The sequence below is a fragment of the Nitrospirota bacterium genome (assembly GCA_037386965.1).
Taxonomy (GTDB): domain Bacteria; phylum Nitrospirota; class Thermodesulfovibrionia; order Thermodesulfovibrionales; family JdFR-86; genus JARRLN01.
Window position 1 is genome coordinate 1 of record JARRLN010000018.1, and the last position, 26792, is coordinate 26792.

The 26792-nt window shown below is 65.5% G+C and carries 42 protein-coding genes, 1 pseudogene and 2 riboswitches; all 43 genes and pseudogenes read left to right on the forward strand.

From position 1 onward, the window contains the following. The coding region (locus P8Y39_03920) for an elongation factor Tu (GenBank protein ID MEJ2191483.1) at nucleotides 1-101 on the forward strand (101 nt) is incomplete at its 5' end. Nucleotides 102-114: 13 nt separating this feature from the next. Further along, nucleotides 115-420 carry a 30S ribosomal protein S10 gene (rpsJ, locus tag P8Y39_03925; GenBank protein MEJ2191484.1) on the forward strand — a complete coding sequence of 102 codons (306 nt, stop codon included), beginning with the start codon at nucleotides 115-117 and terminating at the stop codon, nucleotides 418-420. Continuing rightward, on the forward strand, nucleotides 417-1031 hold the full coding sequence (gene rplC / locus P8Y39_03930) for a 50S ribosomal protein L3 (protein ID MEJ2191485.1): 615 nt from the start codon (nucleotides 417-419) through the stop codon (nucleotides 1029-1031). The genes rpsJ and rplC overlap by 4 nt, the downstream gene beginning before the upstream one ends. Then, entirely contained in the window at nucleotides 1031-1675 is a 645-nt protein-coding gene (gene rplD / locus P8Y39_03935) for a 50S ribosomal protein L4 (protein ID MEJ2191486.1), read from the forward strand. Before rplC ends, rplD begins: the two co-directional genes overlap by 1 nt. Further along, nucleotides 1672-1962, forward strand: coding sequence for a 50S ribosomal protein L23 (gene rplW / locus P8Y39_03940; protein MEJ2191487.1), 291 nt, complete (start codon nucleotides 1672-1674; stop codon nucleotides 1960-1962). The genes rplD and rplW overlap by 4 nt, the downstream gene beginning before the upstream one ends. Beyond that, nucleotides 1963-2787 carry a 50S ribosomal protein L2 gene (rplB, locus tag P8Y39_03945; GenBank protein MEJ2191488.1) on the forward strand — a complete coding sequence of 275 codons (825 nt, stop codon included), beginning with the start codon at nucleotides 1963-1965 and terminating at the stop codon, nucleotides 2785-2787. Between the two features lie 13 nt (nucleotides 2788-2800). Beyond that, the gene (gene rpsS, locus P8Y39_03950) at nucleotides 2801-3073 is read left to right on the forward strand and encodes a 30S ribosomal protein S19 (protein MEJ2191489.1); all 273 of its coding nucleotides are present in this window, start codon (nucleotides 2801-2803) and stop codon (nucleotides 3071-3073) included. 3 nt (nucleotides 3074-3076) lie between these two features. Continuing rightward, a complete protein-coding gene (gene rplV, locus P8Y39_03955) occupies nucleotides 3077-3427 on the forward strand; it encodes a 50S ribosomal protein L22 (GenBank protein MEJ2191490.1) in 351 nt (116 codons plus the stop codon). Between the two features lie 11 nt (nucleotides 3428-3438). Beyond that, nucleotides 3439-4086, forward strand: a complete 648-nt coding sequence (gene rpsC, locus P8Y39_03960) for a 30S ribosomal protein S3 (GenBank protein ID MEJ2191491.1) — start codon at nucleotides 3439-3441, stop codon at nucleotides 4084-4086. Between the two features lie 4 nt (nucleotides 4087-4090). Further along, a complete protein-coding gene (gene rplP, locus P8Y39_03965) occupies nucleotides 4091-4510 on the forward strand; it encodes a 50S ribosomal protein L16 (protein MEJ2191492.1) in 420 nt (139 codons plus the stop codon). Further along, nucleotides 4507-4719 carry a 50S ribosomal protein L29 gene (gene rpmC, locus P8Y39_03970; GenBank protein MEJ2191493.1) on the forward strand — a complete coding sequence of 71 codons (213 nt, stop codon included), beginning with the start codon at nucleotides 4507-4509 and terminating at the stop codon, nucleotides 4717-4719. Before rplP ends, rpmC begins: the two co-directional genes overlap by 4 nt. A 3-nt stretch (nucleotides 4720-4722) precedes the next feature. Beyond that, nucleotides 4723-4965, forward strand: a complete 243-nt coding sequence (gene rpsQ, locus P8Y39_03975) for a 30S ribosomal protein S17 (protein MEJ2191494.1) — start codon at nucleotides 4723-4725, stop codon at nucleotides 4963-4965. Nucleotides 4966-4971: 6 nt separating this feature from the next. Continuing rightward, nucleotides 4972-5340 (forward strand): 50S ribosomal protein L14, encoded by a 369-nt coding sequence (rplN, locus tag P8Y39_03980; protein ID MEJ2191495.1) that lies wholly within the window; start codon nucleotides 4972-4974, stop codon nucleotides 5338-5340. A gap of 9 nt (nucleotides 5341-5349) precedes the next feature. Beyond that, nucleotides 5350-5670, forward strand: a complete 321-nt coding sequence (rplX, locus tag P8Y39_03985; protein MEJ2191496.1) for a 50S ribosomal protein L24 — start codon at nucleotides 5350-5352, stop codon at nucleotides 5668-5670. Nucleotide 5671: 1 nt separating this feature from the next. Next, nucleotides 5672-6217 carry a 50S ribosomal protein L5 gene (gene rplE / locus P8Y39_03990; GenBank protein MEJ2191497.1) on the forward strand — a complete coding sequence of 182 codons (546 nt, stop codon included), beginning with the start codon at nucleotides 5672-5674 and terminating at the stop codon, nucleotides 6215-6217. A gap of 20 nt (nucleotides 6218-6237) precedes the next feature. Then, the gene (locus P8Y39_03995) at nucleotides 6238-6423 is read left to right on the forward strand and encodes a type Z 30S ribosomal protein S14 (protein ID MEJ2191498.1); all 186 of its coding nucleotides are present in this window, start codon (nucleotides 6238-6240) and stop codon (nucleotides 6421-6423) included. A gap of 217 nt (nucleotides 6424-6640) precedes the next feature. Then, complete coding sequence (gene rpsH, locus P8Y39_04000; protein MEJ2191499.1) at nucleotides 6641-7033, forward strand: 30S ribosomal protein S8; 393 nt, start codon at nucleotides 6641-6643, stop codon at nucleotides 7031-7033. A gap of 15 nt (nucleotides 7034-7048) precedes the next feature. Continuing rightward, nucleotides 7049-7588: a 50S ribosomal protein L6 gene (gene rplF / locus P8Y39_04005; GenBank protein ID MEJ2191500.1), complete on the forward strand. Its 540-nt coding sequence runs from the start codon at nucleotides 7049-7051 to the stop codon at nucleotides 7586-7588. Between the two features lie 15 nt (nucleotides 7589-7603). Next, the gene (gene rplR / locus P8Y39_04010; protein ID MEJ2191501.1) at nucleotides 7604-7966 is read left to right on the forward strand and encodes a 50S ribosomal protein L18; all 363 of its coding nucleotides are present in this window, start codon (nucleotides 7604-7606) and stop codon (nucleotides 7964-7966) included. 11 nt (nucleotides 7967-7977) lie between these two features. Next, nucleotides 7978-8499 carry a 30S ribosomal protein S5 gene (gene rpsE, locus P8Y39_04015; GenBank protein ID MEJ2191502.1) on the forward strand — a complete coding sequence of 174 codons (522 nt, stop codon included), beginning with the start codon at nucleotides 7978-7980 and terminating at the stop codon, nucleotides 8497-8499. A 23-nt stretch (nucleotides 8500-8522) separates the two neighbouring features. Then, nucleotides 8523-8960 carry a 50S ribosomal protein L15 gene (gene rplO / locus P8Y39_04020; GenBank protein MEJ2191503.1) on the forward strand — a complete coding sequence of 146 codons (438 nt, stop codon included), beginning with the start codon at nucleotides 8523-8525 and terminating at the stop codon, nucleotides 8958-8960. A gap of 1 nt (nucleotide 8961) precedes the next feature. Next, on the forward strand, nucleotides 8962-10269 hold the full coding sequence (gene secY / locus P8Y39_04025) for a preprotein translocase subunit SecY (GenBank protein ID MEJ2191504.1): 1308 nt from the start codon (nucleotides 8962-8964) through the stop codon (nucleotides 10267-10269). A gap of 28 nt (nucleotides 10270-10297) precedes the next feature. After that, on the forward strand, nucleotides 10298-11047 hold the full coding sequence (gene map, locus P8Y39_04030) for a type I methionyl aminopeptidase (GenBank protein ID MEJ2191505.1): 750 nt from the start codon (nucleotides 10298-10300) through the stop codon (nucleotides 11045-11047). A gap of 28 nt (nucleotides 11048-11075) precedes the next feature. After that, a complete protein-coding gene (gene infA / locus P8Y39_04035; protein ID MEJ2191506.1) occupies nucleotides 11076-11294 on the forward strand; it encodes a translation initiation factor IF-1 in 219 nt (72 codons plus the stop codon). Nucleotides 11295-11306: 12 nt separating this feature from the next. Then, the gene (gene rpmJ, locus P8Y39_04040; GenBank protein ID MEJ2191507.1) at nucleotides 11307-11420 is read left to right on the forward strand and encodes a 50S ribosomal protein L36; all 114 of its coding nucleotides are present in this window, start codon (nucleotides 11307-11309) and stop codon (nucleotides 11418-11420) included. 9 nt (nucleotides 11421-11429) lie between these two features. Continuing rightward, nucleotides 11430-11801, forward strand: a complete 372-nt coding sequence (gene rpsM, locus P8Y39_04045) for a 30S ribosomal protein S13 (protein MEJ2191508.1) — start codon at nucleotides 11430-11432, stop codon at nucleotides 11799-11801. Nucleotide 11802: 1 nt separating this feature from the next. After that, nucleotides 11803-12192 (forward strand): 30S ribosomal protein S11, encoded by a 390-nt coding sequence (gene rpsK, locus P8Y39_04050; GenBank protein ID MEJ2191509.1) that lies wholly within the window; start codon nucleotides 11803-11805, stop codon nucleotides 12190-12192. 6 nt (nucleotides 12193-12198) lie between these two features. Further along, nucleotides 12199-12828, forward strand: a complete 630-nt coding sequence (gene rpsD, locus P8Y39_04055; GenBank protein MEJ2191510.1) for a 30S ribosomal protein S4 — start codon at nucleotides 12199-12201, stop codon at nucleotides 12826-12828. A 92-nt stretch (nucleotides 12829-12920) separates the two neighbouring features. After that, a complete protein-coding gene (locus tag P8Y39_04060) occupies nucleotides 12921-13934 on the forward strand; it encodes a DNA-directed RNA polymerase subunit alpha (protein ID MEJ2191511.1) in 1014 nt (337 codons plus the stop codon). Next, the gene (gene rplQ, locus P8Y39_04065) at nucleotides 13924-14328 is read left to right on the forward strand and encodes a 50S ribosomal protein L17 (GenBank protein MEJ2191512.1); all 405 of its coding nucleotides are present in this window, start codon (nucleotides 13924-13926) and stop codon (nucleotides 14326-14328) included. The genes P8Y39_04060 and rplQ overlap by 11 nt, the downstream gene beginning before the upstream one ends. Nucleotides 14329-14588: 260 nt before the next feature. Beyond that, nucleotides 14589-15851 carry a transcription termination factor Rho gene (gene rho, locus P8Y39_04070; GenBank protein ID MEJ2191513.1) on the forward strand — a complete coding sequence of 421 codons (1263 nt, stop codon included), beginning with the start codon at nucleotides 14589-14591 and terminating at the stop codon, nucleotides 15849-15851. Nucleotides 15852-16121: 270 nt separating this feature from the next. Then, a riboswitch (cobalamin riboswitch) is annotated at nucleotides 16122-16343 on the forward strand. A gap of 174 nt (nucleotides 16344-16517) precedes the next feature. Next, nucleotides 16518-16817: a cysteine-rich small domain-containing protein gene (locus tag P8Y39_04075; protein ID MEJ2191514.1), complete on the forward strand. Its 300-nt coding sequence runs from the start codon at nucleotides 16518-16520 to the stop codon at nucleotides 16815-16817. Beyond that, the gene (cobU, locus tag P8Y39_04080) at nucleotides 16805-17329 is read left to right on the forward strand and encodes a bifunctional adenosylcobinamide kinase/adenosylcobinamide-phosphate guanylyltransferase (GenBank protein ID MEJ2191515.1); all 525 of its coding nucleotides are present in this window, start codon (nucleotides 16805-16807) and stop codon (nucleotides 17327-17329) included. The genes P8Y39_04075 and cobU overlap by 13 nt, the downstream gene beginning before the upstream one ends. Nucleotides 17330-17350: 21 nt before the next feature. Next, nucleotides 17351-18439, forward strand: coding sequence for a nicotinate-nucleotide--dimethylbenzimidazole phosphoribosyltransferase (cobT, locus tag P8Y39_04085; GenBank protein ID MEJ2191516.1), 1089 nt, complete (start codon nucleotides 17351-17353; stop codon nucleotides 18437-18439). Between the two features lie 26 nt (nucleotides 18440-18465). After that, complete coding sequence (gene cobS / locus P8Y39_04090; GenBank protein MEJ2191517.1) at nucleotides 18466-19221, forward strand: adenosylcobinamide-GDP ribazoletransferase; 756 nt, start codon at nucleotides 18466-18468, stop codon at nucleotides 19219-19221. Next, on the forward strand, nucleotides 19197-19856 hold the full coding sequence (locus P8Y39_04095) for a histidine phosphatase family protein (GenBank protein ID MEJ2191518.1): 660 nt from the start codon (nucleotides 19197-19199) through the stop codon (nucleotides 19854-19856). Before cobS ends, P8Y39_04095 begins: the two co-directional genes overlap by 25 nt. Before the next feature lie 65 nt (nucleotides 19857-19921). After that, the gene (locus tag P8Y39_04100) at nucleotides 19922-21391 is read left to right on the forward strand and encodes a cobyric acid synthase (protein MEJ2191519.1); all 1470 of its coding nucleotides are present in this window, start codon (nucleotides 19922-19924) and stop codon (nucleotides 21389-21391) included. Next, nucleotides 21388-22356: an adenosylcobinamide-phosphate synthase CbiB gene (cbiB, locus tag P8Y39_04105; GenBank protein ID MEJ2191520.1), complete on the forward strand. Its 969-nt coding sequence runs from the start codon at nucleotides 21388-21390 to the stop codon at nucleotides 22354-22356. The genes P8Y39_04100 and cbiB overlap by 4 nt, the downstream gene beginning before the upstream one ends. Then, on the forward strand, nucleotides 22344-23426 hold the full coding sequence (gene cobD, locus P8Y39_04110) for a threonine-phosphate decarboxylase CobD (GenBank protein ID MEJ2191521.1): 1083 nt from the start codon (nucleotides 22344-22346) through the stop codon (nucleotides 23424-23426). The genes cbiB and cobD overlap by 13 nt, the downstream gene beginning before the upstream one ends. Further along, nucleotides 23411-24733 carry a cobyrinate a,c-diamide synthase gene (locus tag P8Y39_04115; GenBank protein MEJ2191522.1) on the forward strand — a complete coding sequence of 441 codons (1323 nt, stop codon included), beginning with the start codon at nucleotides 23411-23413 and terminating at the stop codon, nucleotides 24731-24733. The genes cobD and P8Y39_04115 overlap by 16 nt, the downstream gene beginning before the upstream one ends. Then, nucleotides 24721-25707, forward strand: coding sequence for a precorrin-8X methylmutase (locus P8Y39_04120; protein ID MEJ2191523.1), 987 nt, complete (start codon nucleotides 24721-24723; stop codon nucleotides 25705-25707). The genes P8Y39_04115 and P8Y39_04120 overlap by 13 nt, the downstream gene beginning before the upstream one ends. Then, nucleotides 25701-25884, forward strand: a riboswitch (cobalamin riboswitch). (Overlaps the previous gene by 7 nt.) Nucleotides 25885-25921: 37 nt before the next feature. Next, nucleotides 25922-26617: pseudogene (locus P8Y39_04125) on the forward strand (transporter). Between the two features lie 81 nt (nucleotides 26618-26698). Beyond that, nucleotides 26699-26792, forward strand: a 94-nt coding sequence (locus P8Y39_04130; protein MEJ2191524.1) for an energy-coupling factor ABC transporter permease, incomplete at its 3' end; no start/stop codon positions are given.

Here is a 26792-nt window from a genome sequence, read left to right on the forward strand (position 1 = left end):
AGCTCATCGCCCCCATCGCCATGGAGAAAGAGGTGCGGTTCGCCATCCGTGAGGGCGGCAGGACCGTGGGGGCCGGCGTGGTCTCGGAGATACTGCAATAGGGCCCCTGGACGAATGAACGAAAAGATCCGCATAAAGCTCAGGGCCTACGACCACCGGGTGCTGGACACCTCGGTGAGGGAGATAGTGGAGACGGCCCACCGCACCGGGGCGCGCATCAGCGGGCCGGTTCCCCTGCCCACGAAGATAAACAAGTACACGGTCCTGAGGTCGCCCCACGTGGACAAGAAGTCCCGGGAGCAGTTCGAGATACGCACCCACAAGCGCCTCATCGACATCTACGAGGCTACCCCGCAGACGGTGGACGCCCTGATGAAGCTGGAGCTGGCCGCCGGGGTGGACGTGGAGATAAAGCTGTGACGGGCATCGTCGGCAGAAAGCTGGGGATGACCCAGATATACACCGAAAACGGGAGCGCCGTGCCGGTGACGGTGGTGGAGGCCCGGCCGGGCACCGTCGTGCAGGTCAAGAGCAGGGAGCGGGACGGCTACGAGGCGCTGAAGGTGGGGTTTTTCGAGGACGGCAGGGAGAAGCGCTACACGAAGCCCACCCTGGGGGTTTTCAAGAAGGCGGGGGTCGCCCCCCATCGTCTCCTCAAGGAGTTTCACATGGGCAACCTGGCCGTGGGCGAGAAGGTCACCCTGGAGGGCTTCGCCCGGGGCGACAGGGTCTCCGTACGGGGCCGGTCCAAGGGCAAGGGGTTTCAGGGCGTGATGAAGCGGCACCACTTCCGCGGCGGCCCGGGCTCCCACGGCTCCATGTTCAACCGCGCCCCCGGCTCCATCGGGGCCAGCTCCTTTCCCTCGCGGGTCTGGAAGGGCCAGAAGATGGCCGGCCACATGGGGGCCGGCACGGTGACGGTGAGAAACGTCGAGGTGGTGGACGTGCGGGCCGAGCAGAACCTCATCCTGCTCAAGGGGGCGGTGCCCGGGGCCCGGAACGCGGTGGTGGAGATAAGCAAGGAAGACTGATGCCACAGGTTGCGGTCAAGGACATAGAGAACAAGGACGCGGGCACGCTGAGCCTCCCGGAGGAGCTTTTCGGCCTGACCGGCAGCGAGGCCCTCATGCACCAGGCGGTGGTGGCCTATCTGGCCAACCAGAGGCAGGGCACCCACGCCACCAAGAACCGGGCGCTCATCACCGGCGGCGGCCGCAAGCCCTACCGGCAGAAGGGGACGGGACGCGCCCGGGCGGGCTCGGTCCGCTCGCCCCTGTGGAACGGCGGGGCCACCACGTTCGGCCCCCAGCCCAGGGACTACCGGATGGCCATGCCCCGGAAGGCCCGGAGAAAGGCCCTCTATGCGGCCTTGAGCAGCAGGCTCGCCGAGGGCAGCGTGCTCGTGGTGGAGGGCATCCCCATGGAGAAGCCCCGCACGAAGCGCATGCTGGAGATACTGAAGACCCTGGACCTCACGGCCGGGAGCCTGCTCCTTGTGCTCAGGGACCTGGATGCCGCCGTGGCCCTCTCGGCCCGGAACATCCCGTGGGTCACCCTCATGCTGGCCGGGGACCTGCACGCCTACGACGTGCTCTCCCATGACAGGCTGCTTCTGACCAGGGAGGCCCTGGAGGCCCTTGAGCAGAAGGGGGCCGAGGCGGAGGAAGAGGGATGAGGGACCCGTACGCCATCATACGGAAGCCTCTGTTTACGGAGAAGGGGTCCTTCTTGAAGGAGACGGAGAACAAGGTCCTGGTGGAGGTGGCCCTGGACGCCAACAAGATAGAGATAAAGCGGGCCGTGGAGGAGATTTTCAAGGTGAAGGTGCAGAAGGTCGCCACGGTCAAGGTGCACGGGAAGCTCAAGAGCTTCGGGCGCTCCACCGGGCGGCGGCCCGACAGGAAGAAGGCCGTCATCACGCTCAAGCCGGGCCAGAGGCTCGACTTCATCGAGGGAGTATAAATGGGCATCCGCGACTACAAGCCGACATCGCCGGGCCGCAGGTTTCAGACGGGGCATGACTTCGGCGAGGTCACGGCCCGGGAGCCGCACGCGCCCCTGGTCAAGCCGCTCAAAAAGAGCGGCGGCAGGAACTCCCGGGGCCGCCAGACGGTGCGCTACCGTGGCGGCGGGGCCAGGCGGGCATACAGGGTGGTTGATTTCAAGCGGGAGAAGTTCGGCATTCCCGCCCGGGTTGCCACCCTGGAGTACGACCCCAACCGCTCCGCGCGCATCGCCCTTCTCAATTACGCCGACGGGGAGAAGCGCTACATCCTGGCCCCCGTGGGGGTGCAGGTGGGCGACGTCCTGACGTCGGGCAGGGGGGTGGATGTGCGGGTCGGAAACGCCATGCCCATTCGCGACATCCCCGTGGGTTCCTTCGTCCACAACATCGAGCTCAGGCCCGGAGGCGGGGCCAAGCTGGTCCGGAGCGCGGGCGGCCAGGCGCAGCTCGTGGCCAAGGAGGAGGACTATTCCCACGTCAAGCTGGGCTCCGGAGAGGTCCGGCTGGTGCGCACCGACTGCATGGCCACCATCGGGCAGGTGGGTAACGTCGAGCACGAGAACATCAGCCGGGGCAAGGCGGGCCGCAGCCGCTGGCGGGGCAGGAGGCCCCACGTGCGCGGCGTGGCCATGAACCCCGTGGACCATCCCCTGGGGGGCGGAGAGGGCAGAAGCTCCGGCGGGCGGCCGCCCTGCTCTCCCACCGGACGGCCCGAGGGCGTGCGCACCCGGAAGAACAAGAGGACGGAAAAGTTCATCGTCAGAGCACGCAAAGGCAAGTGAGGAGGATGAAACAGTGCCGAGGTCTCTGAAAAAAGGGCCATTCGTCGAGGAGAAGCTCATGAGGAAAACGGAGCGGATGGTCGCGTCCGGCGAGAAGAGGATCATAAAGACCTGGTCCCGGCGCTCCACCATCGTGCCGGAGTTCATCGGGCTGACCTTCGCGGTGCACAACGGCAAGCAGTTCATCCCGGTCTACGTGACCGAGAACATGGTGGGCCACAAGCTCGGGGAGTTCTCCCCCACCAGGACGTTCAAGGGCCACGCCGGCGGGAAGAAGGGGAGATAAGGGGTGCAAGAAGCTGTCTCCAGGGCGGTGCTCAAGTACGCGCGGGTCACCCCCACCAAGGCGCGGCGGGTGGTCGACCTCATCAGGGGGAAGCGCGCCGGAGAGGCCATGGTCAGCCTGAGGTTCATGCCCTACAGGGCGGCCAGGGTGGTGGAGAAGACCCTGCGCTCGGCCATGGCCAACGCCGAGCAGAAGGACACGGGGCTCGATGTGGAGAACCTCCGCATCGCCCAGGTACTGGTGGACGACGGGCCCACCATGAAGCGGATGATGCCGCGGGCCATGGGGCGGGCCAACATCATAAAGAAGAGGACGGCGCACATCACCGTGTACCTCACCGGCGAGAGCGAGTAAAGGAGGGTTTCTTGGGTCAGAAAACGCGGCCGATGGGCAACAGGCTGGGCATCATCAAAACCTGGAAATCGCGGTGGTACGCCAGGAAGGACTACGCCGACTGCCTCATCGAGGACATCAACGTCAGGAGGCACATCAAGGAGCGGCTTTACCACGCCGGCGTTTCCGGCATCGAGATAGAGCGCTACGGGCAGAAGATGCGCATCATCATCTACACCGCCCGGCCCGGCATCGTCATCGGCAAGAAGGGGGCCGAGGCGGAGCGCCTGAGGAAGGACATGGAGGCCTACACGGGCAAGGACGTCAGCATCGACATAAAGGAGGTCCGCAAGCCCGAGGTCAACGCCCAGCTGGTGGCCGAGAACATCGCCCTTCAGCTGGAAAAGCGGGTGGCCTTCCGGCGGGCCATGAAGAAGGCCGTGGCCAGCTCCGTGCGCTTCGGCGCCCTGGGGGTGCGGGTCATGTGCTCCGGGAGGCTGGCCGGGGCGGAAATCGCCCGCACCGAGTGGTACAAGGACGGCCGGGTGCCCCTGCACACCTTCCGGGCCGACATAGAGTACGGCCTGGCCGAGGCCAAGACGACCTACGGCGTCATCGGGGTGAAGGTCTGGATATACAGCGGCGACGTCCTTCCCGAGACCGCCGGAGCACAGGTGTAAAGCCATGTTGATGCCGAAGAAGATAAAGTTCAGGAAGATGCAGAAGGGCCGCATGCGCGGGGCCGCCTACCGCGGGTCGGACGTCTCCTTCGGGGAGTTCGCCCTGAAGGCCGCCGAGCCGGGCTGGCTCACCAGCCGGCAGATAGAGGCCGCCCGGGTGGCCATCACCCGCCATGCCAAGAGGGGCTGCAAGGTCTGGATACGCGTCTTCCCCGACAAGCCCATTACCAAGAAGCCCGCCGAGACCCGCATGGGCAAGGGGAAGGGAAACCCCGAGTTCTGGGTGGCCGTGGTCAAGCCCGGACGGGTCCTCTACGAGGTGGCCGGCATCCCGGAGCCCGTGGCCCGCGAGGCCCTCAGGCTGGCCGCCCACAAGCTGCCCATGGCGACCAAGTTCATCACGCGCGAGGAGGCCGTCATATGAAGGCCGTGGAGCTGAGGGACATGACGCGGGAGGAGCTGGAGGCCAAGGAGCAGGACCTCCGGCGGGAGCTATTCAACCTCCGCTTCCAGAGCGCCACGGGGGAGATAGGGAACCCCCGGAGAATCCGGGCCGTCAGGAAGGACATCGCGCGCCTTCTTACGGTCCTGGGCGAAAGGGCCGGGACGGAGAAAACCGAGGTGGGAAGGTAGCCAATGCCCAGGAAGCAATACACGGGGAAGATAGTCAGCGACAAGATGGACAAGACCGTGGTGGTGGCCGTCACCCGGCTTTTCGAGCACCCCGCCTACAGAAAGACCGTCAAGCGGGTCACGCGGTTCAAGGCCCACGACGCCGAAAACGCCTGCAAGGTGGGCGACACGGTGCGCATCACGGAGTCCCGCCCCCTGAGCCGGGACAAGCGGTGGGTCGTCCTCGAGGTCTTGGAAAGGGCGTAGGGGAAAATGATTCAGCACATGAGCAGGCTGGACGTGGCCGACAACACCGGCGCCAAGAAGGTCCAGTGCATCAAGGTCCTGGGCGGGTACCGCAAGAGGTACGCCCGCCTGGGGGACGTCATCATGGTGAGCGTCAAGGAGGCGGACCCCGCCGGCACAATGAAGAAGGGCACCAAGGCCAAGGCCGTGGTGGTCAGGACGAAGAAGGAGCAGCGGCGGGGCGACGGCACCTACATCCGGTTCGACCAGAACGCCGTGGTGCTCATAAACGCCGAGGGGGAGCCCATCGGCACCCGCATCTTCGGCCCCGTGGCCAGGGAGCTCCGGTGGAAGGAGTTCATGAAAATCATATCGCTGGCGCCGGAGGTCCTTTAAGGGGAGGCAATGGGACGCACGATAAAGGCAGAAGACACGGTCCAGGTCATGACCGGCAAGGAGACGGGCAAGCGCGGCAGGGTCCTGGCGGTGCTGCCCCGGAAGGGCGCCGTCCTGGTGGAGAGGGTCAACCTCATCAAGAAGCACATGCGCCCGAGCAGGCAGGTCCAGCAGGGGGGCATCATCGACAAGGAGGCCCCGCTCAGGATATCCAACGTGATGCTGGTCTGCCCCAAGTGCGACAAGCCCACCCGCATCGGCAACAGGGTCCTGGAGGACGGGCGGAAGCTCAGGCTGTGCAAGAAATGCCAGGAGGTCATCGATCAGTAGCATGGTACCGAGGCTGAAGGAAAGATACCGCGGCGAGGTCGTCCCCGCCCTGATGAAGGAGTTCTCCTTCCGCAACGTCATGCAGGTGCCGCGGCTCGAGAAGGTGGTGCTGAACGTGGGGCTCGGCGAGGCCATACAGAACATCAAGCTCCTGGACGGCATCCAGCGCGAGCTGACGGTCGTCTCCGGGCAGAAGGCCGTCATCACCCGGGCCAAGAAGGCCATCGCGGGCTTCAAGTTGAGGAAGGGGATGCCCATCGGCTGCATGGTGACCCTCCGGGGCGACAGGATGTACGAGTTCATGGACAAGTTCATCAGCCTGGCCCTCCCCCGCATCAGGGACTTCCGGGGCATCCCGGCCAAGAGCTTCGACGGGCACGGAAACTACGCCCTGGGGGTCAGGGAGCAGTACATCTTCCCCGAGGTCGACTACGACAAGGTGGAGATAGTCCACGGGCTGGATGTTATAATATGCACTTCCGCCCGGACGGACGAGGAAGGCAGGGCGCTCCTGGCAGGCCTGGGGATGCCCTTCGCCGGCAAATAGGGGGGCAGAGAGAGCGAAACGTGGCGAAGAAAAGCATGATAGAGAAGACCAAGAGGCCCCCGAAGTTCAGGGTCCGGGTGTACAACCGGTGCCGCGTGTGCGGCAGGCCGCGGGCGTACATGCGGAAGTTCGGCGTCTGCCGGATATGTTTCAGGAACATGGCCCTGGAAGGACAGGTTCCCGGCGTCACCAAGTCAAGCTGGTAGAGGGCCGGGGACCGGAGGCGGGTGCCTCCCGAAGGGGGACTCGTGACATATGGGCCTCGTGAGAAGGGGGCGCCTCACGGCAAAGGGGCTTCATGATATATCGCCGGGGGCATGGTACGGTCGCGGCAATGTCCGGAGTGCCGGGAGCATAAAGGATTTTCAGGTTTCACCGTGAAGAGGAAAACTAAAGGGTCGGTATCACGGAAGGGTGGAGGAAATGCTTACAGATCCCATAGCTGACATGCTCACCAGGATTCGCAACGCCGTCCGCATCAAGGCGGACAAGGTGGACATGCCCGCCTCGAGGATGAAGCTCGAGATTGCCAAAATCCTGAAGGACGAGGGCTACATCAGGGCCTACAAGATTCTGAAGTACAAGAACCAGGGGATTCTCCGCCTCAACCTCAAGTACGTGGATGACGAAAGCCTCATCACGAACCTCCAGAAGGTGAGCAAGCCCGGACGGAGGCTCTACGTGGGGAGCAAGGACATCCCCCGCGTCATGGGCGGCGTGGGCATCGCGGTGCTTTCCACCTCCAAGGGCGTCATGAGCGACGGCACCTGCCGCCGGGAGAACGTGGGGGGCGAAGTCCTCTGTTATGTCTGGTAAAAGGAGTGTCGGGCAATGTCCAGGATAGGTAAGAACCCGGTGAACATCCCCCAGGGCGTGAGCGTGGCCGCGGAGGGTCGCCTCCTGACCGTCACGGGTCCGAAGGGAGAGCTCTCCTGGGAGCACCCCGCGGGCGTGAGCGTGCGGGTCCAGGACGGCAGGGCCCTGGTGGAGCGCTCCACGGACGCCCCGCGCGAGCGGGCCTTCCACGGGCTGGTCCGGGCCATCTTGCAGAACATGGTCACCGGCGTTTCGGACGGGTTTACACGGGTGCTCGAGGTGGTGGGCGTGGGCTATCGTGCCCAGGTGCAGGGGGAGACGCTTCAGCTCTCCCTGGGGTACGCCCGCCCCATGGAGTTTCGGCTCCCCCCGGGCGTATCGGCCGAGGTGGACAAGAAGCAGACCACCATCACCTTGAGCGGCATCGACAATCAGGTCCTCGGGCAGGCGGCGGCCGACATCAGGGCCCTGAGGCCCCCCGACCCGTACAAGGGCAAGGGCGTGCGGCGCCGGGGCGAGCGCGTGAGGCTCAAGCCCGGCAAGGCCGCCAAGTAGAAGGAGCGGGAGAACGTGGCCAGAGCAAGCAGAAACCTCAAGAGGCAGAGCCGGCACCGGAGAATCCGCAAGACCGTCAGCGGGACGGCCGGCCGGCCCCGCATGTGCGTGTTCCGGAGCCTCAACCACATGTACGTGCAGCTCATCGACGATGCGCAGGGGCGCACCCTGGCGCAGGCCTCCACCCTGGAGAAGGGCTTCGACGGCCCCGGCCCCGGGGGCAACGTGGCGGCCGCCCGGAAGGCCGGGGAGCTCATCGGCAGGCGCGCCCGGGAGAAAGGCATCACGAAGGTGGTCTTCGACCGCGCGGGCTATCTTTACCACGGAAGGGTCAAGGCCCTGGCCGAGGGGGCCCGGGAGACGGGCCTGGAGTTTTAGGACAAGGAGGGATGGTGGAGAAAATAGACCCCGAAGGTCTGACGCTGAAAGATAAAGTGGTCTTCATAAACCGCGTGGCCAAGGTCGTCAAGGGCGGGCGGAGGTTCTCCTTCAGCGCCCTGGTCGTGGTGGGCGACGGCGGGGGCATCGTGGGCATGGGCAAGGGGAAGGCCAACGAGGTCCCCGAGGCCATCAGGAAGGCCGTGGAGCACGCCAAGAAGTCCCTCGTCCGGTTCCCCCTCAAGGAGGGCACCATCCCCCACAGGATTATCGGGCGGTACGGCTCCAGCGAGGTGGTCATGAACCCCGGCCCCAAGGGGACGGGCATCATCGCCGGGGGTGCCGTGCGGGCGCTTTTCGAGGTCAGCGGCATCCAGGACGTCGTGGCCAAGTCCGTGGGCGCGCAGAACCCGTTTAACGCCATCCGCGCCACCATGGACGGCCTGGTGAGCCTCAAGGACCCCGAGGCGGTGCTCAGGCTGCGCGGACGGGGCGAGGAGGGCGAGGCCGCCACGGAGCAGGCCGCCGGGTAACGACGAAGGAGAGGACGGATACTGTGAAGGTACAGGACCTGAAGCCAGCACCCGGGAGCAAGAGGAAGCGCAGGCGCGTGGGACGCGGCCCGGGCTCGGGCCTGGGGAAAACCGCGGGCCGCGGGCACAAGGGCCAGAAATCCCGCTCCGGGGGCGGCGTGAAGCCCGGGTTCGAGGGCGGACAGATGCCCCTTCAGAGGCGCCTGCCCAAGCGCGGGTTCACCAACATCTTCCGGAAACGGTACGCCATACTGAACATTAAGGACATCGAGGGCCTCGGCCTGGAGACCGTCACCCCCGAGGAGCTGCTGGCCGGCGGGGTGCTCGGCTCCCTCAAGGACGGCCTGAAGGTCCTGGGCACGGGAGAGCTCACCCGTCCGGTCACGGTGCGGGCCCACGCCTTCAGCGAATCGGCCGCCAGGAAGATCCGGAGCGCCGGGGGGACGGCCGAGGTTATCTGATTTGGGGGCCTTCTCAAGTTTTCAGAACATATTCAAGATCGCCGAGCTGAAAAGCAGGGTCATTCTGACCTTCGCCCTCCTGGCGGTCTATCGCGTGGGGTGCCACATCCCCACCCCCGGGGTCAACGGCGAGGAGCTGAGCAAGTTCCTGACCGAGCGGGGCGGGGCCCTGATGGGCTTTTTCGACCTGTTCAGCGGCGGGGCCCTCTCCCGGGTCACCATATTCGCCCTGGGCATCATGCCCTATATCAGTGCCTCCATCATCTTTCAGCTGCTGACCGTGGTCGTCCCCTCCATCGGAAAGCTCGCCAAGGAGGGGGAGGCCGGCAGGAAGAAGATAACCAAGTACACCCGCTTCGCCACCGTGGGCATAAGCATCATCCAGTCGGGCTTCATCGCCGTGGGCCTGGAGGGCATGGCCGAGGGGGCGTTCATCTCCCATCCCGGGTGGAGCTTCCGGCTCATGACCATGCTCACGCTGACCTCGGGGACGGCCTTCATCATGTGGCTCGGGGAGCAGATCACCGAGCGGGGCATCGGAAACGGCATCTCCCTCATCATTTTCGCCGGCATCGTGGCCCGCTTTCCGGCGGCGGTCATCAGCACGGTCAACCTGGTGCAGGCCAACGAGCTGAGCATCTTCTTCATGGTCTTCCTGATTGCCATGATGGTCGCCGTGGTGGGGTTCATCATCTTCATCGAGCGGGGGCAGAGGAAGATCCCCGTCCAATACGCCAAGCGCGTGGTGGGGCGCAAGGTCTACGGGGGGCAGTCCACGCACCTGCCGCTGAAGATAAACACCTCGGGGGTCATCCCCCCCATCTTCGCCTCCTCCATCATCATGTTCCCGGCCACGTTGGCGGGCTTCATAAACATCCCCTGGGTGCAGAGTCTCTCGCGGCAGCTGGCGCCGGGCACCTGGATGTACACCACGCTTTACGTGGGCATGATATTCTTCTTCGCCTACTTCTACACGGCGGTGGTCTTCAACCCCGTGGACGTGGCCGACAACCTGAAGAAATACGGCGGATACATCCCGGGCATACGTCCGGGGCAGAAGACCTCGGAATACCTCTACCGGGTGCTGACCCGGCTGACCTTCGTGGGAGGGATATACCTGGCGGCGGTCTGCATCCTGCCGGCGTTCCTGATACGGCGGTTCAACGTGCCCTTTTACTTCGGAGGGACCTCGCTTCTCATCGTGGTGGGGGTGGCCCTGGATACGGTCTCGCAAGTCGAGTCTCACCTGGTGACCCGCTCCTACGAAGGGTTCCTGACGAAGGGGAGGGTCAGGGGCCGGCGGGGCTGACGGGGCCGGGCCCCGGGAGCGCGCGCCGGTGATTATCATCAAGAGCGAGGAGGAGGTCCGCAAGGTGGCCAGGGCCTGCCGCATTGTCGCGCGCACCCTGGCGGAACTCGGGGAGATGGTGGCCCCGGGGGTGCGCACCGAGGAGCTCGCGCGCCGGGCCGAGGAGAGCATCGGAAGCCAGGGCGGGGTGCCCGCCTTCAAGGGCTACCGGGGCTATCCGGCCAGCATCTGCACCTCCGTCAACGAGCAGGTGGTGCACGGCATCCCCTCCGGCAGAAGGCTTGAGGAGGGCGACATCCTGAGCATCGACCTGGGCGTGCTCATGGAGGGCTTCTACGGCGACGCGGCCGTCACCCTGCCGGTGGGCGAGATAAGCCCCGAGGCCGCGAGGCTCCTGGCGGTCACGGAGGAGGCCCTGTACCTGGGGCTTCGGGCGGTCCGGGCGGGGGCCAGGGTCTCGGACATCGGAAGCGCGGTGCAGCGCCACGTGGAGTCCCACGGCTACTCGGTGGTGCGCACGTTCGTCGGGCACGGCATCGGCAAGAGCCTGCACGAGGAGCCCCAGATACCGAACTACGGCGCCCCCGGAAGGGGACCCCGGCTCAGGGAGGGGATGACCCTGGCCATCGAGCCGATGGTCACCATGGGCGGCCCGGACGTGGCCATCCTCAGGGACGGATGGACCGCGGTGACCGCCGACGGAAGCCTCGCGGCGCATTTCGAGCACACGGTGGCCGTGACCGACGGGGAGCCTTTGATCTTGACGCGAAGTGAGTGAAAAGGCTAGAATACCAGTTTACGGGGCGATGGCGAAAGAGGATTCCATAGAGGTCATGGGGACGGTTGTGGAAACCCTGCCCAATGCCATGTTCAGGGTGGAGCTGGAGAGCGGCCAGACCATCCTGGCTTACATATCCGGGAAAATGCGTATGCACTTCATCAAGATACTTCCCGGGGACAAGGTGCTCGTGGAGCTTTCTCCGTACGACCTGTCCAAGGGCCGCATAACGTACCGGTATAAATAAAGGAGCCAGAAAATGAAGGTGCGCGCGTCAGTCAAGCCGGTCTGTGCCAAGTGCAAGATCATCCGGCGCAAGGGAGTGGTGAGGGTCATCTGCGAGAACCCGCGCCACAAGCAGAAACAGGGATAGGAGCGGAGCATGGCGAGAATAGCGGGAGTGGACCTGCCCAAGAACGAGCGGGTCGAGATAGGCCTCACGCGGATATACGGCATCGGCCGGACGGCCTCGCGCAGCATCCTGAGGACCACCGGCACCGACCCGAACATCAGGGTGAAGAACCTCAGCGACGACCAGATCGTCAAGATCCGCAACCTCATCGACAGGGAGTACAAGGTGGAGGGCGACCTCAGGCGGGAGGTGACGGGCAACATAAAGCGCCTCATGGACATCGGCTGCTACCGGGGCCTGCGCCACAGGGGCAACCTGCCGGTGCGCGGGCAGAAGACCAAGACCAACGCACGGACGCGCAAGGGGCCCAAGAAGCTGGTGGCCGGCAAGAGGAAGGGGTAAGATGGCACAGAAGAAAAGGGGGGCCAAGAAAAAGGAAAAGAAGGTCGTCCCCGCCGGGGCGGCGCACATCCAGGCGACCTTCAACAACACCATCGTCACCATCACCGACCCCACCGGCGCCGCCGTGGCCTGGGCCAGCGCCGGCAGCATGGGGTTCAAGGGCTCCCGGAAGGGGACCCTCTACGCGGCCCAGGTGACGGCGGACGCCGCCGCCAAGAAGGCCGCCGACATGGGCATGCGCTCGGTGGAGGTCTACGTGAAGGGGCCGGGTGCGGGCCGCGAGAGCGCCATCCGGGCGCTTCAGGGCGCGGGGCTTGAAATCTCCGTCATCAAGGACGTCACCCCGGTGCCCCACAACGGGTGCAGGCCGCCAAAAAGGAGAAGGGTGTAAAGGCTTATGGCACGGTACAGAGGTGCTCTTTGCAGGGTATGCCGGAGAGAGCTGGAGAAGCTCTATCTCAAGGGGGACCGCTGCTACACCGACAAGTGCTCGGTGGAGCGCAGGCGCTATCCCCCCGGGCAGCACGGCCAGAGGAGGTCCAAGATATCCGACTACGGCATTCAGCTGAGGGAGAAGCAGAAGGTGCGCCACGGCTACGGGCTTCTCATGGAGAAGCAGTTCCGGCGCTACTTCGAGGAAGCCTCCCGGAAGAAGGGCGTGACGGGCGAGCTGCTCTTGCAGTTCCTCGAGCGGCGGCTGGACAACATGGTCTACCGGATGGGGTTTGCCGACAACAGGCGGCAGGCCCGGCAGCTTGTCCGCCACGGCTTCGTCACGGTCAACGGCAGGCGCGTGGACATACCGTCCTTTCTGCTCGGCGCCGGCGACACGGTCGGGATGAGCGAGAAGGGGAGGAAGATTCCCTCCGTCTCCGAGAGCATGGAGAAGGCGCAGCACCGGGGCATCCCGGGGTGGGTCGCCCTGGAGAGCGAGCAGTTCAGGGCACGGGTGGAGCGCATCCCCTCGCGCGATGAAATACCGGTCACCGCGCAGGAACAGCTCATCGTCGAGCTGTACTCGAAGTAAGCACCCCGCGGGAGGGGCCGCCTCAGGGAGGGGGCGCCCGGGGCCCGAGAGCCTTACCTTCCGAAAAGATATATCAGGGCACAGGAGGCCTTATGGATCTGAAGAAAAGAGGGTTTCAGATACCGGAGAAGATGCGGTTCGAGGAGGAAACCCTCACCGACACGTACGGAAAACTTGTCGCCGAACCCCTGGAGCGCGGCATGGGCATCACCCTGGGCAACGCCCTGAGGCGGACCCTCCTGAGCTCCATCGAGGGGGCGGCCGTCACCGGGGTGAAGATCGCCGGGGCGGTCCATGAGTTCACCACCATCGAGGGAATCAAGGAAGATGCCGTGGACATCATCCTTAACATAAAGAGCCTCAAGTTCAGCATGGACGGCGGCGGGCCCAAGACCGCCGTGGTGAAGGCCAAGGGGCCCGGGGAAGTGCGGGGCGCCGACCTGCAGGTGGACGCCTCCGTGAGGGTCCTGAACCCCGAGCAGGTCATCGCCACCCTGGACGAGGGGACGGAGTTCGAGAGCGAGCTGTACATCGAAAAGGGCAAGGGATACATCCCCTCGGAGCTCAACGAGGAGGAAGGCCTGTCCGTCGACGTCCTGGCCGTGGACAGCTCCTTCAGTCCCGTCACCAAGGTGAACTTCACCGTGGAGAACGCCCGCGTGGGGCGGGCCACGGACTATGACCGCCTCATCCTGGAGGTCTGGACCAACGGGGGCATCTCGCCCGCCGGGGCCGTCTCCCAGGCGTCGGCCATCCTGAGGGAGTACCTCTCCTTCTTCGTCTTCGAGAGGGAGGAGGAGGCCGGCGAGTACGACAAGGGCGGAGCCGAAGAGGGCCAGGAGCCGGTCTTCAACGAGAACCTTCTGAAGAGCGTGGACGAGCTGGAGCTTTCGGTGCGCGCCCACAACTGCCTGAAGAACGCCAACATAAAGACCATCGCCGACCTGGTGCAGCGCACCGAGTACGACATGCTCCGCACGAAGAACTTCGGCCGCAAGAGCCTCAACGAGATAAAGGAGATCCTGCACGCCATGGGCCTGAACTTCGGCATGAAGGTGGACCAGGAGGCCCTGAAGAAACTGAAGGAGGCCAGAGGTGAGGCATAACAGAGCGGGACGGCTCTTCAACAGGACGGCGAACCAGAGAAAGGCCCTTCTCAGGAGCGTGGTGGGCTCCCTCATCGAGCACGAGAGGATAGAGACCACCGTGCCCAAAGCCAGGGAGGCCCGCAGGGTCGCCGAGAAACTGGTCACCCTGGGCATCCGGGGAGACCTGCACGCCAAGCGCCTGGCCATGGCGCGCCTGCCCAACAGGCAGTGGGTCACAAAGCTCTTCCACGAAATCGCCCCCCGCTTCAAGGGCAGAAACGGAGGCTATCTCCGCATTGTCCAGACCCGCCAGAGGGAGAGGGACAGGGCCCCCATGGCCATCCTGGAGTTCACGGACTACGAAGAGGTCCACGGCGCTTCGGCGGCCGGAAAGAAAAAGAAGGCCACGTGAGCGGCTTCCTTGCCCTGGCCGCCCTTCTCGGGGTCTTCGTGCTCCTCGGGGTTCTGATGCAGTGGCTGGGCCTTACCGGGTGAGGGTCCCGCGACCCGGGGCCGGAGGCCCCCGCCGGAAAGAAGTGCCGGAAATAGTTGACATCGCCTGCGCCTTTTAGTATCTTAGTACTGAACTGAGAGTTCCGAAGTAATCCCCCCCGCACGAGCATCGGATAGCCGGAACTACCGACTGTTGACATTTTATAAGGAGAACAACGGATGAGCACGGTCTCTATTACCGACCTCAAGACCAAGACTATTGACGAGCTGACCAGAATTGCCAAGGAGCTGAACGTCGAACGGCCCACGGGCGTGAGGAAGCAGGACCTCATTTTCAGCATCCTGCAGGCCCAGGTCGAGAAGGCCGGCAACGCCTTCGGCTCCGGCGTCATGGAACAGCTCCCCGACGGTTTCGGCTTTCTGCGCTCCCCCGATTACAGCTATCTGCCTGGTCCGGACGACATCTACGTCTCCCCGTCGCAGATCCGGCGGTTCAGCCTGAGGACGGGGGACTATGTCTCGGGACAGATACGCCCTCCCAAGGAGAACGAGCGGTACTTCGCCCTCCTCAAGGTGGAGGCGGTCAACCACGGGTCCCCGGACGAGAGCATCCAGCGGAAGCTCTTCGACAACCTGACCCCGTACTACCCCACCGAGAAGCTCAAGCTGGAGTACGAGGCCGAGGAGTACTGCACCCGGGTCATGGAGCTCATCACCCCCATCGGCATGGGGCAGCGCGGCATGATAGTGGCGGCCCCCCGGACGGGAAAGACCATGCTCCTTCAGAACATCGCCAAGGGCGTCAAGAAGAACCACCGGGACATCCACCTCATCATCCTCCTCATAGACGAACGCCCGGAGGAGGTGACCGACTGGAAACGGCAGGTGCCCGCGGCCGAGGAGATCATAAGCTCCACCTTCGACGAGCCCCCGCACAGGCACTGCCAGGTCTCCGAGATCGTCATCGAGCGCGCCAAGCGCCTGGTGGAAAGCGGCCGGAACGTGGTCATCCTCCTGGACAGCATCACGCGCCTGGCCCGCGCCTATAACGCCATCATCCCGGCCAGCGGCAAGATACTCTCCGGCGGCCTGGACGCCACCGCGCTTCAGAAGCCCAAACGGTTCTTCGGCACCGCCCGCAACATCGAGGAGGGCGGCTCCATCACCATCTTGGCCACCGCCCTGGTGGATACCGGCAGCCGCATGGACGACGTCATCTTCGAGGAGTTCAAGGGCACAGGCAACATGGAGCTGCACCTGGACCGGAAGCTCATCGAAAAGAGGATATTCCCCTCCATCGACATCAACGCCTCCGGCACACGGAAAGAAGAGCTCCTGGTGGAAAAGGACACCCTGAACAAGATGTGGATACTCCGCAAGGTCCTGCACCCCCTGAGCACCGTGGAAAGCATGGAGTTTCTCCTGGGCAAGCTCATGGGCACCAAGAACAACAAGCAGTTCCTGGAAATGATGAACCGCTAGGTGCCCAGGCACCTTTTCTCCCTCACTTTGTAGCGGGGTACGCAGGGGGGCGGCGGCTCTCCGGTGCCCTATAGTTCCCGTCACCCGTGCCCAGGGCGTCCAGGGTGTCCAGACGCCTTTTCTCCCTCATTTTGTAATGGGTATGCAAAAGGGGGCGCTCCGCTTTCATCACTCTCCCCCAGGGTATCCTTACAGTGCCTAGGGTGCCCAGGCACCTTTTCCCCTCACCTCCCGGCGCGAACGGTTGCCTTGACATTTTCTTCCCCCTGGGGTTTAATAGGTCATCCGGGTGCCCTTCGGGGCTTGATAGGGAATCCCGTGAGTGCCGCGCCGCTTCATTGGGTCTGGCGCCGGTGCTCGCAGTCGGGAGCGGTCCCGCCGCTGTAACCGGGGACGAAAGCTCCATCGTGCCACTACCCTTCCGGGGTGGGAAGGCGGAGCCGGTAGGATGATCCGGGAGCCAGAAGACCTGCCCGGTGAGGACACGGTCCAGGGCGACCAGGGGGGCGAAAAGCCCCGGGGTTTCCGCCTTGCACTTTGCGAAGGCTGCCCACGGCTGTGCCGCTCTCCTCTCGCGCGGACCGAGAGGACGGGGATGAAGATCCAGGGTGCAATCCCCAGTACCCCCTCAGGGGTGCTGGGGATATTTTTTGCTGCGGGGGACCGATGGTGGAGCTGGAGGCGGCTGAAGGCATGACGGAGAAGGGTTGCTTTTTCTCTCACCGGAGCTGTGAGCACTTTCCCTGCCACGGCATCGAGGCGGACCGCTTCAACTGTCTCTTCTGCTACTGTCCCCTCTACGGCGCCGACTGCCCGGGCACCCCGCGCTATCTCCAGGCGAACGGGGTTTCCCTCAAGGACTGCTCCCGGTGTGCGTTTCCCCACCGTAAGGAGAACTACTACGCCGTGCTGGAGCAACTCAGGGCCATGAGCCGGCGGGCGAGGGCGAAGAAATGGGAAAAGTAGTCCTTGTCCTGGGCGGGGCCAGAAGCGGAAAGAGCGCCTTTGCCCTGCGGGAGGCATCGGCCGCCTCCGGTGCAAGGAAGGCCTATGTGGCCACGGCCCGGCCCGAAGACGAGGAGATGAGGGAGCGCATCGAGCGGCACCGGAGAGAGCGGGGAGAGGACTGGTGGACGGTGGAGGAGCCCGTTGCCCTGCCCTCTGCCCTCGTCGCTCTCGCGGAGGAAGGCTTTGGGACGATTGTCCTTGACTGCCTCACCCTGTGGCTTTCGAACCTCCTGGCCCGGGGCGAGGACGTGCGGGTGAGGACGGAGGAGCTTCTCTCGGCACTGGAGCAGGCGCGCTCGGGGGCCTCCCTCTTTATCGTATCCAACGAGGTGGGCACGGGAATCGTGCCGGAGGGTGCGCTGGCCCGCCGGTTCAGGGATGACGCGGGGTGGCTGAACCAGCAGGTCGCCGCCCGGGCGGACGAGGCCTACCTTGTCGTGGCCGGGCTCACGGTGAAGCTCAAGGAATAAAACAGAGAGAGGGAGGAAGAGATGCTCGAGGAGACGCTGCGGCACATCACGCCGCTTGAGGAGGCACAATTCGCTCTGGCCCAACGCAGGCTGGACAACCTGACCAAGCCCCGGGGCAGCCTGGGAAGGCTCGAGGAGTTCGCCGCCCGCCTGGTGGCCGTCGCCGGAAGGGAGATGCCCGCCCTGTCCAAGAAGATAGTCTTCGTTTTCGCCGGGGACCACGGGGTGACCGAGGAAGGGGTCTCGGCCTATCCCCGGGAGGTCACACGCCAGATGGTGCTCAATTTCCTCCGGGGCGGGGCGGGGATAAACGCCTTGGCCCGGCACGCCGGGGCCGACGTGGCCGTCGTGGACGTGGGCGTGGACCATGATTTCTCAGGCACCGAAGGCCTCATCGTGAGAAACGTCCTCCGGGGCACCAGGAACATGGCCCGGGGGCCGGCCATGAGCCGCAAGGAGGCGGTGGCCTCCGTCGAGGTGGGCATATCGCTGGCCTCGGAGTACGCGGGCAAGGGCTACGGCATCATGGGCACGGGGGAGATGGGCATCGGAAACACCACGCCCTCGGCTGCCATCGCCGCGCTTCTCGCGGGACGTTCCGTCCGAGAGGTGACCGGGCGGGGCACGGGCATAGACGACGACACCCTCAACGGCAAGGTGGCAGTCATAGAGCGGGCCATCAGGGTGAACGACCCCGACCCCTCGGACGCCCTGGACGTCCTGGCCAAGGTGGGCGGGGCGGAGATAGGGGCCATAGCGGGCCTTTGCCTCGGGGCAGCCGCCCGCCGCGCACCCGTGGTGGTGGACGGCTTCATCTCCACGGCGGGGGCCCTCATCGCCCAGGCCCTCTGCCCCGCGGTGACAGAGTACCTCTTTGCGGCGCACCGCTCCGCCGAGGCGGGCCATCGGGCCATGCTCGAGCGGCTGGGCTTGGAGCCCATCCTGGAGCTGGACATGCGCCTCGGGGAGGGGACGGGGGCCGCCCTGGCCATGCTCCTCATAGAGGGCGGGCTCAAGGCCTACAGGGAAATGGCGACCTTCGGGGAGGCGGACGTGAGCACGGCGGAGGAGCCCTCACGGGAGGCGGCCGGAAAGGAGGAGGGGCCCTGAAAAGCTTTCTTCTGGCCCTGCAATTTCTGACCGTGGTCCCCATCACCGTGAAAGGGGAGGTCACCGAGGCCCACATGGCCCGGAGCGTGCTGGCCTATCCCCTGGTGGGGCTTCTCCAGGGGGCGGCGGCAGCTTTGGGGTACGCCCTTCTGGAGCGTCTGTTTCCTCCCTCCGTGGCGGTGGCCCTCGCCGTTTTGCTCCTGTCGGCCGTCTCCGGCGGCTTTCACCTGGACGGGCTCGCGGACACCTTCGACGCCCTGGCCTCCAAGGGGGACCGGGAGAGGAAGCTCGCCATCATGCGGGAGGGCTCCGTGGGGGCCATAGGGGCCGCGGCGGTCGTCTTTTCCCTGGGTATCAAGTACCTGGCCCTGAGAAGCCTGGCCGACCTGGGGCCTGCGGCCTTCTACGGGGCCCTCGTCTTCATGCCCATGCTCTCCAAGTGGTCCATGGTGGCGGGCATGTACCACGGTGCCCCGGCCAGGAAGGACGGCTTGGGAAGGCTGTATATCGAATCCACGGGGGCGGGAAGGTTCTTCTCCGTAACCGCCATGGCCCTTGCATTCATGTCCCTTGGGGCTCTTCTTGCCGGAAGGCCGCCTCTTTTTGTTCTTTTCAACCTTCCGGTCCTCCTGGCCCTTTATCTCCTGGCGGCCTTTCTCCGCCGGTTTTTCCGAAGCCGCCTGGGCGGCCTTACCGGCGACACCCTGGGGGCCCAGGGCGAGATAACCGAAAGCGTTTTTCTCCTGGCGGTGCTTGGATGGTCGAGACTCTATACCTCATAAGGCACGGGGAGACGGAGGGCATGGTCCCCAAAAGGTACAAAGGAACCCTGGACGTCCCCCTTTCGGTGAGAGGGGTTGGGCAGGCCCAGGCGCTTGCCCGGCACATGAGGGCGCGTCTTGCCCGGGGGAAAAGCCTGGCGGCGGTGTACTGTTCGGACCTCTCCCGGGCGGTAAAGACGGCCGAGCCCCTTGCCGGGGCCTTCGGCCTTGAGCCCCGCATCTTGCCTTCCCTCAGGGAGAGGAATTTCGGCCGGTGGGAGGGGTTGACCTTCGACGAGATACGGGACCGCTTTCCCGGGGAGTTCGAGGCCTGGATGCGGGACCCCCTGGAGCACAGCCCGGTGGGCGGGGAGAGCACCCGCGAGACCCGGGAAAGGGCGCTTCAGGGGTGGCGCGAAGTGCAGGCACTGCATCGGGGAGGTGCCGTGGCCGTGGTCTCCCACGGCGGGGTGAACCGGGTGCTCCTCTGCGAGTTCCTGGGCGTGCCCCTTGCGAACATCTTCCGCCTGGAGCAGGACGCGGGCTGCCTGAACGTCGTCCGGTTTTACGAGGGCTACCCGGTCCTGAAGCTCTTGAACGGAAACGTCACCGAGGGGATTGGCGAGGCCTCAGGGGTAGCCGGAGATGGTGTTTGAAACTAAGATGGGGAATGGGACGCACGCGATGAAAGCCCTTTATCCGATGACGGAGAGGATGGGACATGGCTAAGGCCCTCATGGTGCAGGGCACCTGCTCCGGCGCGGGAAAGAGCCTTCTGGTGGCGGGCCTCTGCCGCATCTTTGCCGACCGGGGGGTGCGGGTGGCTCCCTTCAAGTCGCAGAACATGGCCTTGAACTCCTTCGTCACCGAGAGCGGGGCCGAGATAGGCAGGGCCCAGGCCCTTCAGGCCGAGGCCGCCCGCCTCACGCCCACGGCGGACATGAACCCCATACTGCTGAAGGCCTCGGGCTCGAAAGGCTGCCAGGTCATCGTCGCGGGCAGGGTGCACGACACCATGAGCGCCCGGGCCTATTACGCCTTCAGGGACGAGGCCTGGCGGGCCGTCACGGAGGCCTACGAGCGCCTCTGCCGGGAGCACGACCTCATCCTCATCGAGGGCGCCGGCAGCCCCGCCGAGATAAACCTGGCCCGGGAGGAAATCGTCAACATGCGGATGGCCCGCCACGCCCGGAGCCCGGTGCTCCTGGTGGGGGACATCGACCGCGGAGGGGTCTTCGCCTCCTTCATGGGGACGGTGGCCCTCCTGGACGGGGACGCCGGGCGCATCAGGGGCTTCGTGGTCAACAAGTTCCGGGGCGACGGGGAGATACTCAGGCCGGGCCTGGACCTCATCCGCGAGAAGACCGGCATACCGGTGGTGGGCGTGGTGCCCCACGTAACGGACGTGGGGCTTGACGAGGAGGACGGGCTCTCCTTCTCGGGCCACATCCCCCGGGGGGACGGCGAGAGCCTCCGCGTGGTGGTGGTACGGCTTCCATATATCTCCAATTTCACCGATTTCGAGCCCTTCCGGCACGAGCCGGACGTGGAGCTTCTGTTTACGCGGAACCGGACGGACCTCCTGAACGCCGACCTCCTCATCGTCCCGGGCTCCAAGAACACGGTGAAGGACCTCCTCTGGCTGAGGGAGACCGGCCTGGCCGAAAGCATAAAGAGGGCCGCCGCGCGGAGAGCGATGGTGGTGGGCATCTGCGGCGGCTACCAGATGCTTGGCCGGACCATCAGGGACCCCCTGGGCGTGGAAAGCGAGGTCGGGGAGGCGCGGGGCGTGGGTCTCCTGGACGTGGAGACGGAAATCCAGCCCGAGAAGGTCACGGCCCAGTGCGAGGGGCACTCGAACCTCTTCGGCTCCGCCTGTGCGGTCCGGGGGTACGAGATTCACATGGGGAAGAGCACGGGAGAGGTGGGCCTCTTTACCCTCAGGCGTCTCTCCGACGGGCGGAGCTTTCCCGACGGCTCCCAAAAGGGCAGCGCCTGGGGGACCTATCTGCACGGCATCTTCGATGGCGACCAATTCAGGGCCGCCATGCTTGACGTGCTCAGGCGGGAAAAGGGGCTTCCTCCGCGGGAGCCCGTCGCTTTCCGGGAGGTCAGGGAGCGGAACATGCAGCGCTGGGCCCGGCGCCTCGAAGAGTCCCTGGACATGGATTTCATAGGAGGGCTCCTGTGATAACCCCGCCGGAGATAGTGCTCGCCTTCCTCCTTGACGCCGCCCTTGGAGACCCCAGGTGGCTTCCCCATCCGGTGCGGCTCATGGGGCGGGCCGTCGCATGGCTTGAGGGCCGCCTCCGCGGTGCGATGAGGCAGCGCCTCCGGCTGGCGGGTGTGGTGCTCGTGGCCCTCGTCGTGGGAGGCGTCCTGGCCGGGGCCTCCCTGCTCATGGGCCTTCTGCGCCTGCCCCAGGGCGGGCCGTGGGCGGTGGCGGCCTCGGCTGCGGTGGTGTGGCTTGCCTCCAGCACGCTGGCCCTCCGGGGGCTCATCCAAAGCGTGGGGGCCGTCTTTAAAAGCGCGAGCCTCGGGGAGGCCCGGGCGGCCCTGAGCCACATTGTAGGCAGGGACGTCTCCGCTCTCGACCGCGACGGCGTGGAGCGGGCCGCCATCGAGACCCTGGCCGAGAACGCCTCCGACGGGGTGATTGCGCCCCTTTTCTACCTCGCGCTGGGCGGGGTGCCCCTGGCCCTGGCCTACAAGGCCGTAAACACCCTGGATTCCATGGTGGGATACCGAAACGAGCGCTACGGGGAGCTGGGCTGGGCGGCGGCGCGCCTTGACGACCTGGCCAACTATGTGCCGGCCCGCCTGACGGGCCTCCTCCTCGTGGCCGCCGCCGCGCTCCTGCCGGGGGGACGGGCCGGGCGGGCTCTGGCCACTTTCCTCAGGGACGGGCGCGCCCACAAAAGCCCAAACAGCGGCATGCCCGAAGCCGCCATGGCCGGAGCGCTGGGCGTGCGCCTGGGAGGCCCTTCCACCTACGGCGGGCTCCTGGTGGAAAAGCCCTTCATCGGCGGGGAGATGGGCGGCGATTATCATGCTCAATGGCGGCGGGCTGCAGCCCTGACGGTGGGGCTTTCCCTTCTGGGGCTCGCGCTGGCAGTCCTGGGAATCCATATGCGAGGTCTTTTATGGAGCACGTAGCCGGTTCCCACGGTGGAGACGTCTTCGGGATGGCCAGGGCCCTGGGCACGGGGCCGGAGGACATCGTGGATTTCAGCGCATCCGTCAATCCCCTGGGCGTTCCCGAGAGCGTGCTCGCGGTCCTCCGGGAGGCCCTGGATGGAACCCTTCTTACCCACTACCCCGACCCGGAGGCCACCCCCCTTACGGAGGCCTTTGCCCGGCGTTACGGCCTGGAACCGCAGAGCATCCTCACCGGAAATGGAAGCACCGAGCTTATCTCTCTCCTCCCGCGGGCCCTGAGGCCGAAGACGGTCATCGTCCCGTCCCCCACCTTCAGCGAGTACCGGAGGGCCTCCCGCCTGGTGGGGGCCGAGGTGCGACATGTCGTGCTTCGGAGGGAGGAGGGCTTCCGTCTCGGCATTGAGGACTTCATCCGGGCGCTCCCGGGTGCCCAGATGGCCTTCCTCTGCAATCCCAATAACCCCACGGGAGAGGTTCTCCCCAGGGCCGACGTGCTTGCCCTGGCCCACGCGGCCCGTTCCCACGGATGCATGCTTGTGGTGGACGAGGCCTTCATGGACTTCTGCCCGGAGCACTCGGTGCTTGGCGTGGAGAGTTCCCACCTAGTCGTGCTCCGCTCTCTTACCAAGTTTTTCGCCCTTCCGGGGCTTCGGGTGGGGCTTTCTGTCCTGCCCCCGGGCGTAAGGGAAAAAGTCAGCCGCGAGAAGGACCCCTGGAGCGTAAACGCGCTTGCCATAAGGGCCGGTGCCGCTGCCCTGGAGGACGAGGACTACCGCGCTCGGACGCTGGCCTTCATGGCGAAGGAGAAGGCTTTTCTCGAGGCTCGCTTCGGCGAGCTGGGCATCGGCTATATACCCTCCGCCGCGAACTACTACGCCCTGGAGGTGGGGGACGCCGCCTTCGTGCGGGAGCAGCTTCTTCGGCGCCGGCTGGCCGTGCGGGACTGCACGAACTTCGAGGCAATGGGACGGGGCTACATACGGGTGGCGGTGCGCACCCGCAGGGAGAACGAGATGCTTCTTCGCGAGCTGGCGCGGCTGAGGGAGAGGGCATGGCGCTCCTCATAGCGGGGACACACAGCGGGTGCGGAAAGAGCACCGTCACCCTGGGAGTGATGGCTGCCCTGCGGGCCGGGGGCCTCACGGTGCAGGGCTTCAAGGCCGGCCCGGACTTCATAGACCCCGGCCTGCACACCCTGGTGACGGGGCGGCCCTCCCGGAACCTGGACCTTTGGATGTGCGGCGAGAAGTACGTCCGCCGGACGCTTGGGAGGCACGCCGCCGGGGCGGACGCCGTGGTGGTGGAGGGGGTGATGGGCCTTTATGACGGCGAGGAGAGGAGCACGGCGGCCCTGGCCCGGGCCATCGGGACGGAGGTGGTCCTGGTGGTGGACGCCTACGGGATGGCCGAGAGCGCCGGCGCCCTCGTGCGGGGATTTCACGGCCACGGCCTGCCCCTCCGGGGAGTCATATTCAACCGGGTGGGCTCCCCCCGCCATGAGGAGAGGCTCAGGTCGTCCGTGAAGGAGGTGGAGGTACTGGGCTCCCTTCCCCGGGAGGCCCGGTTCGCCATACCCGAGAGGCACCTGGGCCTGGTGGTGGCCGAGGAGAGGCCCCTTGACGAAGCGGCCCTCTCCTCCCTGGCCGGGGCCGTCTCCGACAACATAGATATGGCGAGGCTCGGGGAGCTGGCCCGCCCCGCTCCCTTGGATTATCCCACCAACGACAGCCGAGGCCCGTCCGTCCGGTTGGCGGTGGCCCGCGACAGGGCCTTCTGCTTCTATTACGAGGACAACTTGGACCTTCTCAGGGAGGCGGGGGCTGAGGTGGTCTTTTTCAGCCCGCTTCGGGATGCAGAGCTCCCGCCCTCCGCCGATGCCCTCTACCTGGGGGGCGGCTATCCCGAGGTGCACGCCGGGGAGCTTTCGGCCAACGAGCCCATGCGCCGGGCCATCCGCCGATGGGTGGAGGCGGGCAACCCCCTGTATGCCGAGTGCGGCGGCCTCCTGTACCTGGGGGAGGGCGTCGAGACGGCGGAGGGTTTTCATCCCCTGGCCGGAGCGCTCCCCCTTCGCTTCGCCATGAAGGAGCGGCGGGCGGCCCTGGGCTATAGGGAGCTTCGGGCGGAGGAGGACTGCATCCTCTGCAGGAGGAGCGAGAGGCTCCGGGGGCATGAGTTTCACTACAGCGAGGTCTTCCGGATCGGCAGGAAGCCGGGGGTTCGGTACAACGTTTTCGGGGAGCGCGGGGACGCGGTTGAGTCGGTCCTTTACAAGTGGACCCTGGCCCATTACACCCACGTGCACCTGGGCTCCAACCCCGGGGCGGCCCGGCATTTCATCTCTTTCCTAAAGGGGGCGGCATGGAAGGCATAATACTGGTGGGCCACGGAAGCCCGAAGAAGGACGCCAACAGGATGGAGCTGGTCGGCCGCCTGCTGCACAGCCGCCTGCATCCCGGCTGCGCCTCATCCGGATGCGTGCGGGTGGCCTACCTTCAGTACGACAGCCCCGGCCTCATGGAGGCCATCGAAAGCGCCGCCCGGGAGGGCATGAGACGGCTCGTCATCCATCCCTACTTCCTCTCAAGCGGGGTGCACGTCACTCGGGACATCCCCGGCATCATCGAGGAGGCCCGGGCGCTCTACCCCGACATGAGCTTCCTCTACACCGACCCGCTGGGCGTGGCCGAGGAGCTGGTGCACGTGGTGATGGGCCGTATAGAGGCCGCCAGGGGGCTTCCGCCCGGGGACATCGAGCCCCGGAGCTTCCAGGCCATCGAGCGCGAGGAGAGCCTGGAAGCACTGGCCCCGGAGGTGCGCCCCATCGTCCGGAGGGTCATCCATGCGACGGCGGACTTTCAGTTCCTCTCAGCCATGGCCTTTCACCCGGATGCCGTGCGGGCGGGGCTATCGGCCATCAGGGAGGGGAAGAACGTCCTTGCGGACGTGGAGATGGTGCGGGCGGGCCTCGATGAAAAGAGCCTTTCGCGCCGGGGCGGCAGGGTCCTCTGCCGGATAAGGGAGGCCTCTCGCCGCGACGGACAAACCCGGGCCGAGGCCGCCGTGGAAGAGGCCCTGGACGAGAGCGTGGGCATCGTGGCCGTAGGAAATGCTCCCACGGCCCTTCTGCGGATCATTCATCTCATCCGCTCGGGCCGGGCCCGGCCCGACCTGGTGGTGGGCGTGCCCGTGGGGTTCGTCCAGGCGGTGGAGGCGAAGGCCCTCCTGGCCGCCCAGGACTTTCCCTTCATCACCGCCCTGGGCAGGAAGGGCGGGAGCCCGGTGGCCGCGGCCATAGTGAACGCGCTTTTGAGGATGGTCGAAGGAGGTGACGGAAAAGCGGATTAGGAAAGGGTAAAGGAGATTGCGCTCAGAGGAATGGGAACGAGGAAAGGGGTGAGAACCCCCTGCTGTCCCGCAACTGTGATGGGAACGAAAGCCCTTTAAGCCACTGGCCGGAAGGCCGGGAAGGCGGCGAGTAGGAAGCCCAGAGCCAGGAGACCGCCCATTCCTGAAACCTCGACGGAAGGAGAAAATGATGAAGAAGATATTCATGACCGTCATGCTGCTGCTGTTGTGGCACGGGGTGGCCTTCGGGGCGCATCCCCTCATAACGGACGATACGGGCACACAGGGCGCGGGGAAGATGCAGATTGAAGTAAACGGCGAGTACGCAAGGGAGGGCGGAGATTCGGACGCGGAGGTCGGGGCCATCGTCTCCTTCGGACTCGGGGAGGACATGGACCTTGTGCTTTCGGCTCCGTATCAATTCCTGCGCTTCACCGGCGAGCAGGGCGGCAAGACGTCTGAAGAGGGCTTCTCCGATATCGGGGGCGAGCTGAAGTGGAGGTTTTATGAGAGGGGCTCCCTCGGTTTCGCGGTCAAGCCGGGTGTTACCATCCCCACGGGAGACGAGGAAAAGGGGCTCGGCGAGGGAGAGGCGAGTTACGGCCTCGTGCTGATTACGACGAAGACCTTCGGCTCCTCGGCCGTGGATGTGAACATAGGTTTCATAAGGAACAGGGAAGAGCTGAGGGACATATGGCTTTATTCCCTCGCGGGTGAATAAGTGCTCGTGGGCAACGTAGGCGGCCAGACGAATCCGGACCCGGGGTCGGACACGCACCCCGCCTTCGTCCTGGGAGGCCTCATTTATTCCGTATCCGATCATCTCGACGTCGATGTGGGCATGAAGGCGGGACTTAACGGGGCCGAAGCGGACTACGCCGTGCTTGCGGGCATGGCGTTGAGGATATAGGAGGAGAGGATGAAGAGAGCAACGTCGATTTCGATACTTGCCGCGGCCATACTGTTGTTCAGTGCCCGTAGCGCCCGCGCCATGCACATATCGGAGGGCATACTGCCTTTCCACTGGGCGGCCCTGTGGTTTGCCGCGGCAGTGCCTTTCGTGGCCTACGGGCTCTGGAGGCTCA